This is a genomic window from Corynebacterium sp. HMSC071B10 (assembly GCF_001814825.1).
In the GTDB taxonomy this organism is placed as follows: Bacteria; Actinomycetota; Actinomycetes; order Mycobacteriales; family Mycobacteriaceae; genus Corynebacterium.
The window spans coordinates 97,815-111,645 of sequence record NZ_KV817937.1 but is presented as its reverse complement, the minus strand read 5'-3'; the positions used below and the strand labels follow the sequence as shown (position 1 = coordinate 111,645).

15 protein-coding genes are annotated in these 13,831 nt (G+C 67.1%); 9 read left to right on the top strand and 6 right to left on the bottom strand.

Annotation, left to right across the window (positions count from 1 at the left end; translation table 11 throughout):
- Position 1 precedes the first annotated feature (1 nt).
- Genes HMPREF2990_RS00600 through HMPREF2990_RS00585 form a run of 4 tightly spaced genes read left to right on the top strand, consistent with a single transcriptional unit; the run spans position 2 to position 4,015 of the window.
- Positions 2–937 (top strand): ABC transporter permease, encoded by a 936-nt coding sequence (locus HMPREF2990_RS00600; RefSeq protein ID WP_070762181.1) that lies wholly within the window; start codon positions 2–4, stop codon positions 935–937.
- Entirely contained in the window at positions 934–1,719 is a 786-nt protein-coding gene (locus HMPREF2990_RS00595; protein WP_070762180.1) for an ABC transporter permease, read from the top strand. Before HMPREF2990_RS00600 ends, HMPREF2990_RS00595 begins: the two co-directional genes overlap by 4 nt.
- Positions 1,716–3,089 (top strand): ATP-binding cassette domain-containing protein, encoded by a 1,374-nt coding sequence (locus tag HMPREF2990_RS00590; protein WP_070762179.1) that lies wholly within the window; start codon positions 1,716–1,718, stop codon positions 3,087–3,089. The genes HMPREF2990_RS00595 and HMPREF2990_RS00590 overlap by 4 nt, the downstream gene beginning before the upstream one ends.
- Positions 3,090–3,091: 2 nt before the next feature.
- Entirely contained in the window at positions 3,092–4,015 is a 924-nt protein-coding gene (locus HMPREF2990_RS00585; RefSeq protein WP_070762178.1) for a ribokinase, read from the top strand.
- Here the strand turns inward: HMPREF2990_RS00585 and HMPREF2990_RS12805 are convergent.
- Together HMPREF2990_RS12805 and HMPREF2990_RS00580 are read right to left on the bottom strand one after the other, a co-directional pair.
- Entirely contained in the window at positions 3,993–4,130 is a 138-nt protein-coding gene (locus HMPREF2990_RS12805) for a hypothetical protein (protein ID WP_168167092.1), read from the bottom strand. The two genes, HMPREF2990_RS00585 and HMPREF2990_RS12805, sit on opposite strands and share 23 nt — an antisense overlap.
- Positions 4,131–4,153: 23 nt before the next feature.
- Positions 4,154–5,365 (bottom strand): alpha/beta fold hydrolase, encoded by a 1,212-nt coding sequence (locus HMPREF2990_RS00580; RefSeq protein ID WP_070762177.1) that lies wholly within the window; start codon positions 5,363–5,365, stop codon positions 4,154–4,156.
- A 25-nt stretch (positions 5,366–5,390) separates the two neighbouring features.
- On the opposite strand from HMPREF2990_RS00580, the gene HMPREF2990_RS12235 reads away from it, so the two are divergent.
- Both HMPREF2990_RS12235 and HMPREF2990_RS00570 read left to right on the top strand, forming a co-directional pair.
- Complete coding sequence (locus HMPREF2990_RS12235; RefSeq protein ID WP_083316897.1) at positions 5,391–6,923, top strand: aldose epimerase family protein; 1,533 nt, start codon at positions 5,391–5,393, stop codon at positions 6,921–6,923.
- A complete protein-coding gene (locus HMPREF2990_RS00570; protein WP_070762176.1) occupies positions 6,920–7,615 on the top strand; it encodes a CPBP family intramembrane glutamic endopeptidase in 696 nt (231 codons plus the stop codon). The genes HMPREF2990_RS12235 and HMPREF2990_RS00570 overlap by 4 nt, the downstream gene beginning before the upstream one ends.
- Here the strand turns inward: HMPREF2990_RS00570 and lepA are convergent.
- Positions 7,599–9,455, bottom strand: a complete 1,857-nt coding sequence (lepA, locus tag HMPREF2990_RS00565) for a translation elongation factor 4 (protein ID WP_070762175.1) — start codon at positions 9,453–9,455, stop codon at positions 7,599–7,601. The two genes, HMPREF2990_RS00570 and lepA, sit on opposite strands and share 17 nt — an antisense overlap.
- Before the next feature lie 100 nt (positions 9,456–9,555).
- Between lepA and HMPREF2990_RS13135 the strand changes: the two genes are divergently transcribed.
- From HMPREF2990_RS13135 to HMPREF2990_RS00550, 3 genes are all read left to right on the top strand, one after another.
- Entirely contained in the window at positions 9,556–10,161 is a 606-nt protein-coding gene (locus tag HMPREF2990_RS13135) for a type II toxin-antitoxin system PemK/MazF family toxin (protein ID WP_246817375.1), read from the top strand.
- Between the two features lie 198 nt (positions 10,162–10,359).
- Positions 10,360–10,623: a 30S ribosomal protein S20 gene (gene rpsT, locus HMPREF2990_RS00555; RefSeq protein WP_038591974.1), complete on the top strand. Its 264-nt coding sequence runs from the start codon at positions 10,360–10,362 to the stop codon at positions 10,621–10,623.
- Between the two features lie 135 nt (positions 10,624–10,758).
- On the top strand, positions 10,759–11,823 hold the full coding sequence (locus HMPREF2990_RS00550) for a CE1 family esterase (protein ID WP_141757725.1): 1,065 nt from the start codon (positions 10,759–10,761) through the stop codon (positions 11,821–11,823).
- A gap of 19 nt (positions 11,824–11,842) precedes the next feature.
- Here the strand turns inward: HMPREF2990_RS00550 and HMPREF2990_RS00545 are convergent, their stop codons facing one another.
- Genes HMPREF2990_RS00545 through holA form a run of 3 tightly spaced genes read right to left on the bottom strand, consistent with a single transcriptional unit; the run spans position 11,843 to position 13,825 of the window.
- Positions 11,843–12,490: a LysE family translocator gene (locus HMPREF2990_RS00545; protein ID WP_070762173.1), complete on the bottom strand. Its 648-nt coding sequence runs from the start codon at positions 12,488–12,490 to the stop codon at positions 11,843–11,845.
- Entirely contained in the window at positions 12,487–12,885 is a 399-nt protein-coding gene (locus tag HMPREF2990_RS00540) for an ankyrin repeat domain-containing protein (RefSeq protein WP_070762172.1), read from the bottom strand. The genes HMPREF2990_RS00545 and HMPREF2990_RS00540 overlap by 4 nt, the downstream gene beginning before the upstream one ends.
- A gap of 13 nt (positions 12,886–12,898) precedes the next feature.
- A complete protein-coding gene (gene holA / locus HMPREF2990_RS00535) occupies positions 12,899–13,825 on the bottom strand; it encodes a DNA polymerase III subunit delta (protein ID WP_070762171.1) in 927 nt (308 codons plus the stop codon).
- Between the last annotated feature and the right edge of the window lie 6 nt (positions 13,826–13,831).

The window sequence follows — 13,831 nt, the reverse complement described above, 5'->3', positions numbered from 1 at the left end:
CATGTCAACCACGTTTGCCGCCCGCGCCGGCCGCGCGCTCGCTCGCTTCGCGCTCCTGCTCGCCGCCGCCAGCCTCATCATCTTCCTACTGCTGCGCGCAGTACCCGGCGACCCGGCGCGCGTCGCGCTCGGCGTTTCTGCCACCGAGGACGACGTGGCCGAGCTCGCCCGCCAGCTCGGCACCGACCGCCCGCTTGTCACCCAATACTTAAGCTGGGTCACCGGGATGCTCACCGGCGACTTCGGCATCTCCATGGCCAGTGGCACCCCGCTTGGGCCGCAGCTCGCGGAGCGCGCGGGCGTCTCGCTTGTGCTCACGCTCACCGCGATGGCCGTCTCGGTGTGCATCGCGGTCCCGCTGGGCGTGTACTTGGCGCGCCGCCGCGGTCACGCCGACGCCGCAATTGTCGACGGGCTGACCCAAATCGGCATCGTCGTGCCCTCCTTTCTCGTGGGCATCCTCGCCGTCGCGCTGTTTTCGGTGCGGCTCGGGTGGCTGCCGGCCAATGGTTGGGGCACGCCCGCGCACGCCGTCCTGCCGGTGGTCGCGCTCACGCTGGTGCAGGCGTCGATCCTGACCCGGTACGTGCGCGCCGCGATCGCCGAGGAGTTGGAGAAAGACTATGTGCGCACGGCGAGGGCGAGCGGGGCGTCGATAAGCACTGCCCTGGCGCGCCACGCGCTGCGCAACGCCGCGCTGCCTGTGCTCACCGTGACCGGCGTGCAGCTGTCGGCGCTGATCGTGGGGGCGGTGGTCATCGAGCGGGTGTTTGCGATTCCCGGGCTCGGGAGCATGCTTCTCGACGCCGTCGGCAACCGCGACCTCACCCAAGTCCAATCCGTCATGATGTGCATCGTCGCGTTCACCCTCCTGGTGAACCTGGTGGTGGATGTAAGCTACGCTGCGATCGACCCGCGGACCCGGAGGCGCGCATGACTCGCACGAACACCTCGCGCGCCCTCGGCTGGGTGCTCATCGGCACCGCAGCTGTCGCCGCCCTGGTCTCGCTCGTCTGGACCCCCTACGACCCACTCCACGCCGACCCCGCCGTACGCCTGGCGAGCCCGAGCTGGCAGCACTGGATGGGCACCGACGCGCTGGGGCGCGACATCGCCTCGCGCATCATGCACGGCGCACGCTTCACGCTGTCGGTCGCCTGCGCCGCGGTTGCGTGCTCCGCGCTCATCGGCGTGCCGCTCGGCGTGCTCGCGGGCATGCGGCGGCGCGCCGGGCACGCCGTGATGGCGGGCGCTGATCTTTTGCTCGCTTTCCCCGCGCTGCTGCTCGCGATCGTGTTCACGGCGGTGTTCGGCGCGTCGACGTGGGTGGTCATTGCCGCCGTCGGCATCGCCGGCATCCCCGGGTTCGTGCGCGTCGCGCGCGTCGGCACCATGCAGATCATGCACCAGGACTACATCCTCGCCGCCCGGATCAGCGGCGTGCCCGCCTTGAGGATCGCCACGCGCCACGTGCTGCCCAACATCGCTCCTATTATTACAGTGCAAATTTCGACTGCGCTCGCGCTTGCCATCCTCGCCGAAGCGGGCCTGTCCTTCCTCGGCCTGGGCACGCCCGCACCGTATGCGTCGTGGGGGCGGATGCTGCAGGCCTCGCAGCCGTACCTGGCCACCTCCCCTCACCTGGCGCTGTGGCCCGGCTTCGCCATCTCACTCACCGTTTTAGGCTTCAATCTTCTCGGCGATCGGAGGACACCGTGACCGCCCCCGTTATTACGGTCGATTCGTTGAGCGTGCCGGGCATTCTCCACGACGTCTCCTTCACCGTCGCCCGCGGCGAACGCGTCGGGGTCATCGGCGAATCCGGCTCCGGCAAATCCGTCACTGCCTTAAGCATCATGGGGCTTGCCGACGCGCCGGGGCTGCCCGCCGCGCGCGGCTCCGTCACCGTCGCCGGCGTCCAGATGGTCGGCACGCGCGACCGGGTGCGCCGCAGCGTGCGCGGCAGCCGCGTCGCCATGGTCTTCCAGGAGCCGATGACCGCGCTCGACCCGCTGACCAAGGTTGGCCGCCTCGTGCCGCGCGAGCTTTTGCGCCAGGTGGGCGTCGACCGGCCAGACGCGTACCCGCACCAGCTCTCCGGCGGGCAGCGTCAACGCGTGCTCATCGCGCTGGCGCTGTCGCAAGACCCCGACGTGCTGATTTGTGACGAGCCCACCACCGCCCTCGACGTGACCACGCAGGCGCAGATCCTCGACCTCCTCGACGAGCTGGTAAGCGAGCGCGGCATGGGGCTGCTGTTCATCTCCCACGACCTCGCCGTCGTCCGCCGCATGACCGACCGCACGCTCGTCTTCCACCAAGGCCGCATCGTCGACGGCGACAGCGAGTACGCCCGCCAGCTCGAGTCCGCCGCCCGGCCGGGCCCGCCCGCGCCGGCGCCGTGCGAAATCGCTTCCTCGGCGGCGGTCGAGTTGGATGGCGTGTGCGTCGACCGCGGCGGCACGCGCGTGCTTTCCGACGTCAACCTCACCGTCCACGAAGGCGAACGCCTCGCAATCGTCGGCGGCTCCGGCTCCGGCAAAACCACCCTGCTGCACGTCATCGCGGGCCTCATCACCCCTTCGGCGGGCGAGGTGCGCGCCGAGAAACACCTGCAGATGGTCTTCCAGGACCCGTACTCCTCACTCGACCCGCGGATGCGGGTGCGCGATTCCATCCGCGAGACCGGTGTCACCGCCGACGCCGCCGATAAGGTCCTCGACGCCGTCGGACTCGCCGGCACCGGTGATCGCCTCCCCCGCGCGTTTTCCGGCGGCCAGCGCCAGCGCATCTCAATCGCGCGCGCCGCCGCCCCGCGCCCGCGCCTGTTGCTTGCCGACGAGCCCGTCTCCGCCCTCGACGCCACCATTCAGCACCAGGTGCTCGAACTGCTGCGTGCGACCGTCGGTAAGCACACGCTCATTTTTGTCACCCACGACCTGCAGGTCGCGCGCGAGCTGTGTCCGCGACTGGCGGTGATGGAGCGCGGCCGCATCGTCGAGCACGGCGCCACCGAGGAAATCTGGGCGAACCCGCAACACGAATACACGCAGGCACTGCTGGAGGCGATCATTCCGTACGATGAGTAGGCATGAGCCACTCATCTGCAGACATCGTCGTGGTCGGCTCCATTAACGCCGACCTCACCGTCACCGTGCCGCGCCACCCGAACCCCGGCGAAACCCTCCTGGGCGACGGAGGCGGGCTCACCGCCGGCGGGAAGGGTGCCAACCAGGCGTGCGCGGCGGCGAAGCTGGGTGCCAGCGTCGCGCTCGTCGGCGCGGTCGGCGACGATGCGAACGCCGGTCCCGCGACTGCCGTGCTGCGCGCGTCCGGCGTCGACTTAAGCAACGTCGAAGAGGTCGAGGACGTCACCGGCCTTGCCGTGATCACGGTTGCGGCCGACGGGGAGAACACGGTGCTCGTCGTGCCCGGCGCGAACGCGTGTGTCGACGCTGCTTATGTCCGCGCCCACAGTGCCCCCGTCGAGGACGCGCAGCTCGTTCTCCTGCAAGGCGAAATCCCGGCGGACGGTTTCGCCGAAGCGGTCGCGCTTGCCGGCGGGCGCGTCGTGGTCAACCTCGCCCCAGTCGTCGACGTCCCGCGCGAGGCCCTGCTGCAGGCCGACCCGCTGCTAGCCAACGAGCACGAGGCGGGGCTGATCCTCGCCCAGCTCGGCGCCGACGACACCGGCGAACCGGAGACGCTCGCGCAGCGCCTGCTGGACGTGGGTTTCCCCTCTGTGGTGCTCACTCTTGGTGCCGCCGGTGCTCTGGTTGCCGACGCCGACGGCCTACGCCCCATCCCCACCCCGCGCGTCGACGCCGTCGACACCGTCGGCGCGGGCGACGCGTTCGCGGGCGCGCTGTGCCATCGGCTGGTCGCAGGCGACTCGCTCGACGAGGCCGCCGCCTTTGCCGCCCGCGTCGGCGCGTTCGCCGTGCAGCGCCCCGGCGCGCAGCCGTCCTACCCTTCGGCGGCGGATGAACTGCCTAGTTGTAAATCTGCGGAATAAGCGCCCAGCTGAGCACGTGCTCTTCGACGCGCTCGAAACCACTGGTTAACAGCTCGAACTCGGTGGCCTCTGCCTCGCTGAGCTGCGCTTCTTCGCGGGGAAACGGTCGTTGCATGCCCTGATCATAGCCCGCTTTGGCTACCGCGTGCCCGCCGCGCGCTCCAGCAGCTGCCCCAGCACCGCCGCACCGTGTTTGCGCAGTCCGTCGTGCTGGTAGTGCGCTGTCTCCCACGCGTCGATGCCGAGCGTGCGCGCCGTTTCCAGCGACAGTTCGCGGGGTACGTAGATGTCGTCGGTGTAGACGGCGGCGACGCGCTTCCCGCCCGCGGCGTCGTGCGCGGCCACCCCGTCGACGATGCCCGCATACTGGTTCGCCCAGTCGCCTTTCTCTGCGAGCGCGTGCGCGGCGTTTTTGAAGGGGCGCAGCGCGGGGTCTTCGTCGAATTGGAAGGGAAAGATGTGCTCGCCGGTGAGGTAGAACTCGTCGTCGTCAGGCGTGGCGTCGAGGCCGAAACCGGCGATCGCGCGCGAGACCCGCTCAGCGGACCAGTCGGTCGCGCCCGCCACCGTGCCGCCGTAGATGGATTCGTGGATGGCAGCGTAGAGCGGGTTGGGCGCGAAGCTCACACGCTGGCCGATCGCGGCGAGAAAGTCAGTGCGCAGCCGCCCATTGGGGTGGAACGGCACCTCGAGCAGGTTCGCGAGCGAGGCGAAACCGCCCTCCTGCCCAAGCTCGATACCGATGGTGCGGAAGCGGCGCGGGGTGAGCCGCTCGCCGGTGGGCAGCGTCTCCTCAGTCGTGGCGAGGTGGCGGCACACCTCGCGGATCATCCGCTCCGCGTCCGGCAGCGCCAGGTTGAACGCACGGTGGCGGGTGCGCAGTTTGGCAAAGGTCGCCTCGTAGACCGCATCAGGGCCCTCGCTTATCGACGCCAACCCGCCCGTAAACACCGCCACCCCGATCCGCTCCGGCGCGGTTGCAAGGTAGTGCAGCAGGCAGAAACCGCCGAAGGACTGACCCAGCACGTCCCACCGGGTGATGCCGAGCGCCTCGCGGATCGCCTCGGCGTCCTTGATGATCTCGGGCGCGCGCAGCTGTACGAGCGTTTCCGCAGTGATGAGTTCCGGTGTTGCGGCGTCGATGCGCGTCGAACGGCCCGTGCCGCGCTGATCCAGCAACACGACCCGGTAGCCGCGGCGCAGCGCCTCCTGGATCCACTCGAAGCGCTCCCGCGGCGCCGGCGAGCCGGGCCCGCCCTGGAGGAACAGCAACGCCGGCGCGTCCGGCTGGCCCATCACGCGCGCGAAGATTCTCCACTGGTCTCTGGTGATTTCGACGGTTGACTCCATATGCCCGATCGTAGACACTATCCGGGTGATTGCCGCCTACCATCGCCTCGCACGCCGTGACCGCACCCGCCCGTACCGCTGGTGGCGCCCGGGCGTCGAGATTACCGTTGCCGGTCTGCTCTTCGTCGTGCTGCAGGCGGTGTGGGTGGTGCCCTTCTTACTGATCAACGGCGTGGAGCAGCCGGGCGGCATCGCCGAGGGCAACCCCACTTCCATGCTCTTCGGCTACGGGGCGATCGCGCTGACGATCCCGGCCGCGTTTGTTGCCGCCTGGGCGTCGGGCCGTGACGTGCGCGTCCTCTGGTCGATCGAGCGCAGATTCCGATGGCGCTTCTTCCTCCCCGCGCTCGCCGCGTTTGCCGCGCCGAGCCTGCTCGCGCTCGCGGTGGGTGTACTCGCCTTCGGTGCCCCGCCCGCGCGCCTCGACGCAGTCTTCTTCTCCTGCGTTGTGATCACGCTGTTGGTGCTGCCGCTGCAGTGTTTGGCCGAGGAGCTTCTTTTCCGAGGCAGTCTTGTGCAGTGCGTTGGCGCGTGGGCGCCGTCGCCGTGGGTTGCGTATCTCGTGCCGGTGCCGCTGTTCGTTTTCGGCCACACCGGCGGTGGAGGGCAACTCGTCACCGTGACGATCTTCGCGCTATTAGCCGCGCTCCTTGTGCACCGCACCGGCGGGCTTGAGCTCGCGCTGGCGCTGCACATTGTCAACAACGCGAACGTCTCTTACGCCAACTTCTCCGGCATCGCCGATCTGGATTCGTCGCGCGCGTTCCTCCCGATCGCGGGCCTGCTCGGCGCTTTCCTGCTCGCTGTGCTCGCCAGCGTCGTGGTGGGCGCTAAGGTTGCCCCCATGCCGACTTTCGACGCCCACCTGCGCCACCTGCCCCACACGACCGGCGACCTGCTGTTCCAATCAGCTGCCAACCCCGCCCACGGGGGCGTGCCCGTCGTCGCGCCCTGGTTCGCGCAGACGCTTGGCCCGCAGATGCACGGCTGGGCCAACCAGCTGCCCTGGGTGCGCACTGCGCAAAGCGACGGCACCACAGCCGAACTGACCAACGACCACCTGCGCCTGACCTACACCGTGTGCACCGAACCCGACATCTCGTTTCACCTGCGCGTCGACAACCTCGACGACGTCCCGCGCCGCATCCAGCTCGCGCTGCACCCATACTGGGCGGTCGACGCTGCCGGTGCCCGCGTTACGGGGCTTGAGGGCGCGCCCTACTTCGATAAGATCGCCGGTGCCACGAGCACGCTCGAGTCCCCCATCGTGTTCGGCGAGGAAGTCGACCGCGTGGTGGGCACCACCGCGCAGTGCTCGCTTAGCGACGCCCACCGCACCCTCACCTTCACCACCCACGGCACCGACCACGTCGTGGTCTGGAACCCCGGCCCCGAAGTATGCGCCCATGACGAAAGCCTCGGCACCGACGACTGGGCGAGGTTCGTCTGCGTCGAACCGGCGCTGCTCGGCGAGAACCGGGACGGCGTAGTACTCGCGCCGGGCGAGTCCGCGGAAATCGGTCTCGACGTACACGTCACCGCGCCGACGCAGCCATGACGCAGTTCCACAGTGCCGCGCACGCCGACGTCGGCGTGCGCGTTGGCGAGCTTGTGCTGCTCGTCGTCTTTGCGACCGCCTTCGGCGTGGCCGCCGCGTTCGGTCTCCAAACGACGGGCACGGTTGACCCCCGGTTCGAGCCGCTGTGCATCCTCGCCGCGACCCTGCCCGCAGCCCCGCTCGCACGCGCGTGCACCGGGCGACACCCCGCCACGCTCATCTCCGCGGAAAGGCGCATCCGCTGGGGACTTGTCGGCCGCGCGCTCGCGGTGACGGTGTGTGTCTACGCCGTCGCGACCCTTGCATCCCCTGGGTCACCTGCACTCGGCTGGGGCGCGTTCCTCTTCCTTTGCACCGTCGTCGCGCTGCAGGCCGCCGCAGAAGAACTCGTCTTCCGGGCCGCGCTGCCGCAAATGCTCGGTGGCCTGGCCGCGCCACTCGCCTACGGCCTGCCGACGCTGGGTTTTGTCGCCCTGCACACGGGTAACGCGGGCACGCTTGCTGACGTCGCCGTCTTCGCCACCTGCGCCGCCTGGCTCACCTGGCGCACCCGCGGCATCGAGGCCGCGTGGGTGTTACACCTGGTAGGTAACGTGTGGGGGCTCGCGGCGTCGATAAGCGAAGGGCCCTGGGGCACGGTGGCCACGGTTGTGGCGACCGCCTTGATCGGGGTGTTTAGCCCTCGTCGGTAGACAGCGCCGCGACGAACGCCTCCTGCGGCACGGTGACCGAACCGATCGCCTTCATACGCTTCTTACCCGCCTTCTGCTTCTCCAGCAGCTTGCGCTTACGCGAAATGTCGCCGCCGTAGCACTTCGACAGCACGTCCTTGCGCATCGCGCGGATGTTCTCGCGGGCGATGATCTTCGAGCCGATCGCGGCCTGCACCGGCACCTCGAACTGTTGGCGCGGGATGAGCTCCTTGAGCTTCTTGGTCATCTTGTTGCCGTACCACTGCGCAGAATCCCGGTGCACGATCGCCGAGAACGCATCCACCGGATCGCCCTGCAGCAGAATGTCCACCTTGACCAGGTTCGACTCCTGCCAACCAGCGTCCTCGTAGTTCAGCGAAGCGTAGCCCTTCGTGCGGGACTTGAGCATGTCAAAGAAGTCGAAAATGATCTCGCCGAGCGGGATGAGGTAGCGCAGCTCCACGCGGTCCTCGGACAGGTACTCCATGTTCTTCATCTGGCCACGCTTCGACTGGCACAGCTCCATCGTCGAGCCGACGAACTCCTGTGGCACGATGATCGTCATGTTCACCACCGGCTCAAACACCTGCTGCAGCTTGCCGCCCGGCCAGTCGGACGGGTTGTGCACCATGTGCTCGGTGCCATCCTCGGCGATCACGCGGTAGGTCACCGACGGCGCGGTCGAAATCAGGTCCAGGTCAAACTCGCGCTCGAGGCGGTCGCGGGTGATCTCCATGTGCAAAAGCCCCAAGAAACCACAGCGGAAGCCGAAGCCAAGCGCCACCGACGTCTCCGGCTCCCACGTCAGCGATGCGTCGTTGAGTTGCAGCTTCTCCAAGCTCTCGCGCAGCGCCGGGAAGTCCTCCTGGCTCACCGGGAACAAGCCCGAATACACCATCGGCTTGACCTCCTCGAAGCCATCCAGCGGCTCGTCGGCACCCTTCTGCGCCCACGTGACGGTATCGCCCACGCGGGTCTCACGCACGTCCTTCACGCCGGTGATGAGGTAGCCGACCTCGCCGGGGCCCAGGCCCTTCGTCTTCTTCATCGTCGGCGAGACCACGCCGATCTCCAGAATCTCGTGCTGCACGCCGGTGTTCATCATCTGCACGCGCTGGTTCGGCTCCAACTTGCCGTCCATCATGCGGACGTAGGTGACGACGCCGCGGTAGGTGTCGTAGACCGAGTCGAAGATCAGCGCGCGCGCCGGTGCGTCCGCGCCGTGCTCCGACGTCGGCGCCGGGATCAGCTCGACGACCTTGTCCAACAGCTCCGGCACGCCCTCGCCTGTCTTGCCGGAAACACGCAGCACCTCATCCGGCTCGCAGCCGATGATGTGGGCGATCTCGTTCGCGTACTTCTCCGGATCGGCCGCCGGCAGGTCAATCTTGTTCAGCACCGGGACGATCTCGAGATCGTTTTCCATGGCCATGTACAGATTGGCAAGGGTCTGTGCCTCGATCCCCTGCGCCGCGTCGACAAGCAAAATTGCCCCCTCGCAGGCGTCGAGCGAACGCGACACCTCGTAGGAGAAGTCGACGTGGCCCGGGGTGTCAATCATCTGCAGGACGATGTCTTGGCCGGCGAACTCGCCCGTCTTCGGTGTCCACGGCAAGCGCACGTTCTGAGCCTTAATGGTGATGCCACGCTCACGCTCGATATCCATATTGTCCAGGTACTGGTCACGCATCTCGCGCGCGGCGACTACGTTGGACAGCTGCAAAATGCGGTCCGCGAGCGTGGATTTACCGTGGTCAATATGAGCGATAATGCAGAAGTTTCGAATCCGCGAGGGATCGGTAAACGTCTGTTCCGCAAAATTCTTCGTCGTGGCAGCCATAGTTCCACCATCCTACCGGGGCCAACCCACCCCCAACCACTTGTCCCACCCGCACCAAGCGCCTAAAGTGGCGAGCAACACGAACGGGAGGTTCGCCAACGTGGAATCACACCGAGAAGTCGGCACCCGCGGCGATGGCCCGCGCCTGGTCAAGCGGCAAGGCAGCTTCGCGCCGCTCAACAAGCTCAAGGCGAAAACCTCCCACCTATTTAAGCGACGTTCGCGTCGGGAACGACGCACCGCGTCCCTCGACCAAGGCCTCGCGCTGCTCAACGAGCGCCTCGGCACACGCAACCCCGCGCACGAACCACGCACCGCCACCTACGTCACCGTCAAACCGACCGCACTCTTGCCGCGCAATATCTACTACGCGCCCGACATGGACGGCAACGCCGAGCCCGGGGAAGTCGTGTGGGTCACCATGCCTTCGCACCCGCCGCGCCAACGCAGCATGCTCGTCGTCGGCCGCGAGCGCAACGAGGTGCTCGGGCTGCTCATCTCCCCCGAATCCGAGCACGCTAACGACGAGCGCTGGCTCGGCATCGGCGCAGGCGAATGGCACGAATCCGGCAAACCCTGCTGGGTGCGCCTGGACAAAACGCTCATCGTCCCCGAAAGTGACCTGCACCGCTCCGGCACGATTATCCCGCCGCGTCGCTTTGAGCGCGTCGCCAACCGGCTTCGGGACCGCTTCGACTGGGGCTAAGCAGTTTGGAGCTTGCGCCTGCACCCTGCTAGTTTGGAGGAGTTGTTCTCGCCCGGAAGATTTCAGGGCTGTTTGACGACGCGGGCAGGACCTTGGGTCCGCGTAAACCGCGCTGCGGTTGCCACAGTCAAACGCTTACGCCCTTTCCGGTGAAGATCGACATGACCGATCCGAATACGAAAGACCAAGAGGTACATCATGGCAAACATCAAGCAGCAGAAGAAGCGCGTTCTCACCAACGAGAAGCGTCGTCAGCGCAACAAGTCCGTCCGCTCCGCCACCCGCACGGAGATCCGCAAGTTCCGCGAGGCCGTGGAGTCCGGCGACAAGGCTGCCGCTGAGGCACAGCTGCGCGTTGCTTCCCGCAAGCTCGACAAGGCCGTGACCAAGGGCGTCTTCCACCGCAACAACGCGGCGAACAAGAAGTCCAACATGGCACAGGCGCTGAACAAGATGGCGTAACAAACGCCTTCGCGCCGACGGCGCGAGCGCGTGTCACCCCCGCCCTAGCCCTTCAAGGCTAGTGGCGGGTTTTATCTTTTTATGCGCTTACCCCCGGAGTGTATTTAGCTTGCGGCTAGATTACGATACTCGTTCGTGAAGAAACCTCGTCGCTACCAGCGCGCATTGTGCTCCGCTGCCATTGCAGCCGGCCTGGCGCTCGGCTCCACTGCCGTTGTGGACGCCCCTTTGACCGAAGAAGCGCACGCCGCTTCGCTTTCCGACGTCATCCCGGAGATCCCCGGCGTTGACCCCGTCATCGCACAGCGCATTGGCACGCTGATCGCGCTGCTGGTCATCCTCGGCATCGCACTTCCCGTTGTGGGTACCGAAGGATCCTCCGGCGCTGGCGGTACTGGTGGCGCGTCTGACGGCGGCTACCGCGGCGGCCGGGACGCAGGGTTCGCGCCCGACGGCACGATGCGCCGCACCATCAGCGTCGGCGGCCGCACCCGCTCCTACAACATGGTCCTGCCACCGGGGTACGCAGAGGGCAACTCCTACCGCATCATTTTCGGCTTCGGTGGTTGGCAGCACTCCGCGGAGCGGGCTCATGAGTACCTGCGCCTGGAGGACGCTGCCACGGACACGATCGTTGTCTACGGCCAGGGCGTCGACAACGCGTGGGCCGGCGCCCCGTATGCAAAGACCAGCATCAACCATGACATCGCCTACGTTCGCGCGGTGATTGCGGACCTCGCCGAGAACTTCGGCGGCGACCGCAACCGCGTCGCCGCAATCGGCCTGTCGAACGGCGGCGGCATGGCCGCAGTGCTTGGCTGCCACGCCTCCGACACTGTCAAGGCCATCGCTTCCGCGGCCGGCGCGTACTACGACCCAACGGTCAGCAACTGCGACTTCGGCCGCGTTGCCACCTTGTTGATGCACGGCACCCGAGACGATGTCATCAACTACAACGGCGGCACCCGCCACGGCGGTGCCTACCAGCCGGTGACTCGCGTGCTCGACACGTTCGGGCAAAAGAACGGCTGCTCGACCCGCACCTTTGAATATGGTGGTCTTTTCGGCGCCACCTCCATCGAGCCAATCGGGTGCATCACCCCGACGCGGCTCGTGCGCGTCAACGGCGGCGGTCACACGTGGTTTACCCGCCCCGACGCGACGAGGGAGTCCGTAGACTTCGTCATGCAGCAGCTCTAGCTGATGCTGCGCGCGGGGGCTACGCCAACGCGAGCGCCCCACGCGCGCACAGCACCGCGCCCACCACGATGAAGAAGAGGCCCGCCGCGATATCGATAAACGGGCCCGCCCCGAGCAAACGGCGGCGCACCTTTTCCGTCGAAATCACCTGCGTGTAGACGGCGAAGAGCGCGAAAGAGCTCAGCCACAACGCGGCGATGACCACCACCGCGGTAGCCACCGAAGGGTGAGCTGGGAGCAGTGGCGCAATCATCGCGGACAGGGCGAGCACGATTTTCGGGTTAGCTAGATTCGTCGTCAGTCCGCGCCAGTAGCTCGCCCGAGGACTGCCAAGCCGCTTCGCCGCCTCCACCGTATTCGGCGGCGGCTTGCGGCGATCCGCCCACCCACCGCGCACGTTACCGACGCCCATCCAGACCAAAAACGTCCCGCCGACGAGCTGCACCGCCTCGAGTGCCCAGGGAAACGCATTCAGCAGCGCGGTCGCGCCAATGACGGTGAGCGTGCACCAGAACAGCACGCCAGTCTGCACGCCGAGGGTGGTCGCCCACGCGTGCTTGCGTGAGCGGGTGCCCGTGCGGGTCAGCAAAATGACGTCGGGGCCGGGCGATGCCGCACCCAATACGTTGAGCCCGACGATGACGGCGAGGTCGCCGAACCCGATCATGCCTCGCGCCTCGGCGGCAACAGGTCGATGAGCTCTGCGCGCCCGAACATGGTGGCGGTCTCGCGGGCGGTGGGGTGGCCGGCGTCGGGGTCGGCGTTGGCGTCGATAAGCATGCGCACGATCGCCTCATCACCTTGAAACACTGCACCTGCCACGATGCTCTGGCCGCGCTCGTTAAGTTTGTTCACGTCAGCGCCGCGCTCGAGCAACCCCCGCACGAGCTCGGGGTGGCCGGCATAGGCGGCGAGCATCAAGAAACTACTACCGTCCTGATTGCTCAAATCTACGTCGACCCCGCGGTCAACGTACTCCAGCAGCTGCAGCTGCCCAGATCTGGCCAGGGAAAACAGCGCAGTAGCGAACTCCTGCACGTCCTCTGGATTCTCATCGCTCATAACGAAAAAAATATCACGCGAGCTGTGCAATACGGCGAACCGCATTCTCCACCGCGAACTCGGGCACGCCCCCGTTTCCCTTCACTTCCGCATCCAGGTCCGCCACTATGATGACCGCCTCCGACACCGCGGCAGGTGACCAGCGGCGGGCAATCTGCATCGTCTTCTTCACTCCCCACGGTGCCATGCCCAGATCGCGGGCGAGCGCGTTTGGATCCCCTCGCATACCCTGCAGCTTCGCAACGTCGCCAACTTTGTAAGCCAGCGCGGCCGCGATCGCGACCGGATCGGTTCCGAGCTGCAGCGCCCGGCGCGTCGACGCGAGCGCGCGATCCGCGCGTCCTTGCACCGCAAGCTCGGCAATATCGAACCCAGCAACCTCTGCCACCCCCGTGTAATAGTCCCGCACAGCCTGGACTGTGACCTGCCCGCCCGTGTCCGCGACAAGCTGCGAGACGGCAGAGGCCAGCTCGCGCAAGTCTGAACCAACGGACTCGAGCACCGCTGACACCACGTCCTGGTGCGGGCGCACCCCGTGGCGACGGAACTCCGCGGTCAGCCACGCCGGACGGTCACGCGCACTGACCGGGTCCACCGCGTGTACCTCCGCCAGCTTCTTGAACTTCGTCACCGCCGCCTTCTGGTGGCCTTTGCCGGTGTGCTCGATAACGATGGTCATGCCCGGGGCAGGGTTCTTGCACGCCTCCAAGAGCACCTGCGTCGGCTCTTTGCGAGCCATCTCTGTCTTCTTGACCACCACGACGCGCTCCTCGGCAAACAGCGACGGGCTTGTCGCCATCGCAATTTCGCCCTCGGTGACGTCGCCGGCACGCAGCGTCGTCACCTCGACCGCCGGGCCGAGGCTGTCGATGATTTCCTTGGTGACGCGCTCGGCGAGAAACGTCTCCTCACCAAGTACAAGGTGAACCGGGTTGAGCATGCCCCC

Bases quoted from the DNA above. Each gene is read 5' to 3' on its own strand.
- HMPREF2990_RS00580 (WP_070762177.1), bottom strand. From the start codon at position 5,365: ATGGAGTCAACCGTCGAAATCACCAGAGACCAGTGGAGAATCTTCGCG.
- HMPREF2990_RS00540 (WP_070762172.1), bottom strand. From the start codon at position 12,885: ATGAGCGATGAGAATCCAGAGGACGTGCAGGAGTTCGCTACTGCGCTG.
- HMPREF2990_RS00570 (WP_070762176.1), top strand. From the start codon at position 6,920: ATGACGCAGTTCCACAGTGCCGCGCACGCCGACGTCGGCGTGCGCGTT.
- HMPREF2990_RS00595 (WP_070762180.1), top strand. From the start codon at position 934: ATGACTCGCACGAACACCTCGCGCGCCCTCGGCTGGGTGCTCATCGGC.
- rpsT (WP_038591974.1), top strand. From the start codon at position 10,360: ATGGCAAACATCAAGCAGCAGAAGAAGCGCGTTCTCACCAACGAGAAG.
- HMPREF2990_RS00600 (WP_070762181.1), top strand. From the start codon at position 2: ATGTCAACCACGTTTGCCGCCCGCGCCGGCCGCGCGCTCGCTCGCTTC.
- HMPREF2990_RS12805 (WP_168167092.1), bottom strand. From the start codon at position 4,130: ATGCAACGACCGTTTCCCCGCGAAGAAGCGCAGCTCAGCGAGGCAGAG.
- holA (WP_070762171.1), bottom strand. From the start codon at position 13,825: ATGCTCAACCCGGTTCACCTTGTACTTGGTGAGGAGACGTTTCTCGCC.
- HMPREF2990_RS00545 (WP_070762173.1), bottom strand. From the start codon at position 12,490: ATGATCGGGTTCGGCGACCTCGCCGTCATCGTCGGGCTCAACGTATTG.
- HMPREF2990_RS00585 (WP_070762178.1), top strand. From the start codon at position 3,092: ATGAGCCACTCATCTGCAGACATCGTCGTGGTCGGCTCCATTAACGCC.
- lepA (WP_070762175.1), bottom strand. From the start codon at position 9,455: ATGGCTGCCACGACGAAGAATTTTGCGGAACAGACGTTTACCGATCCC.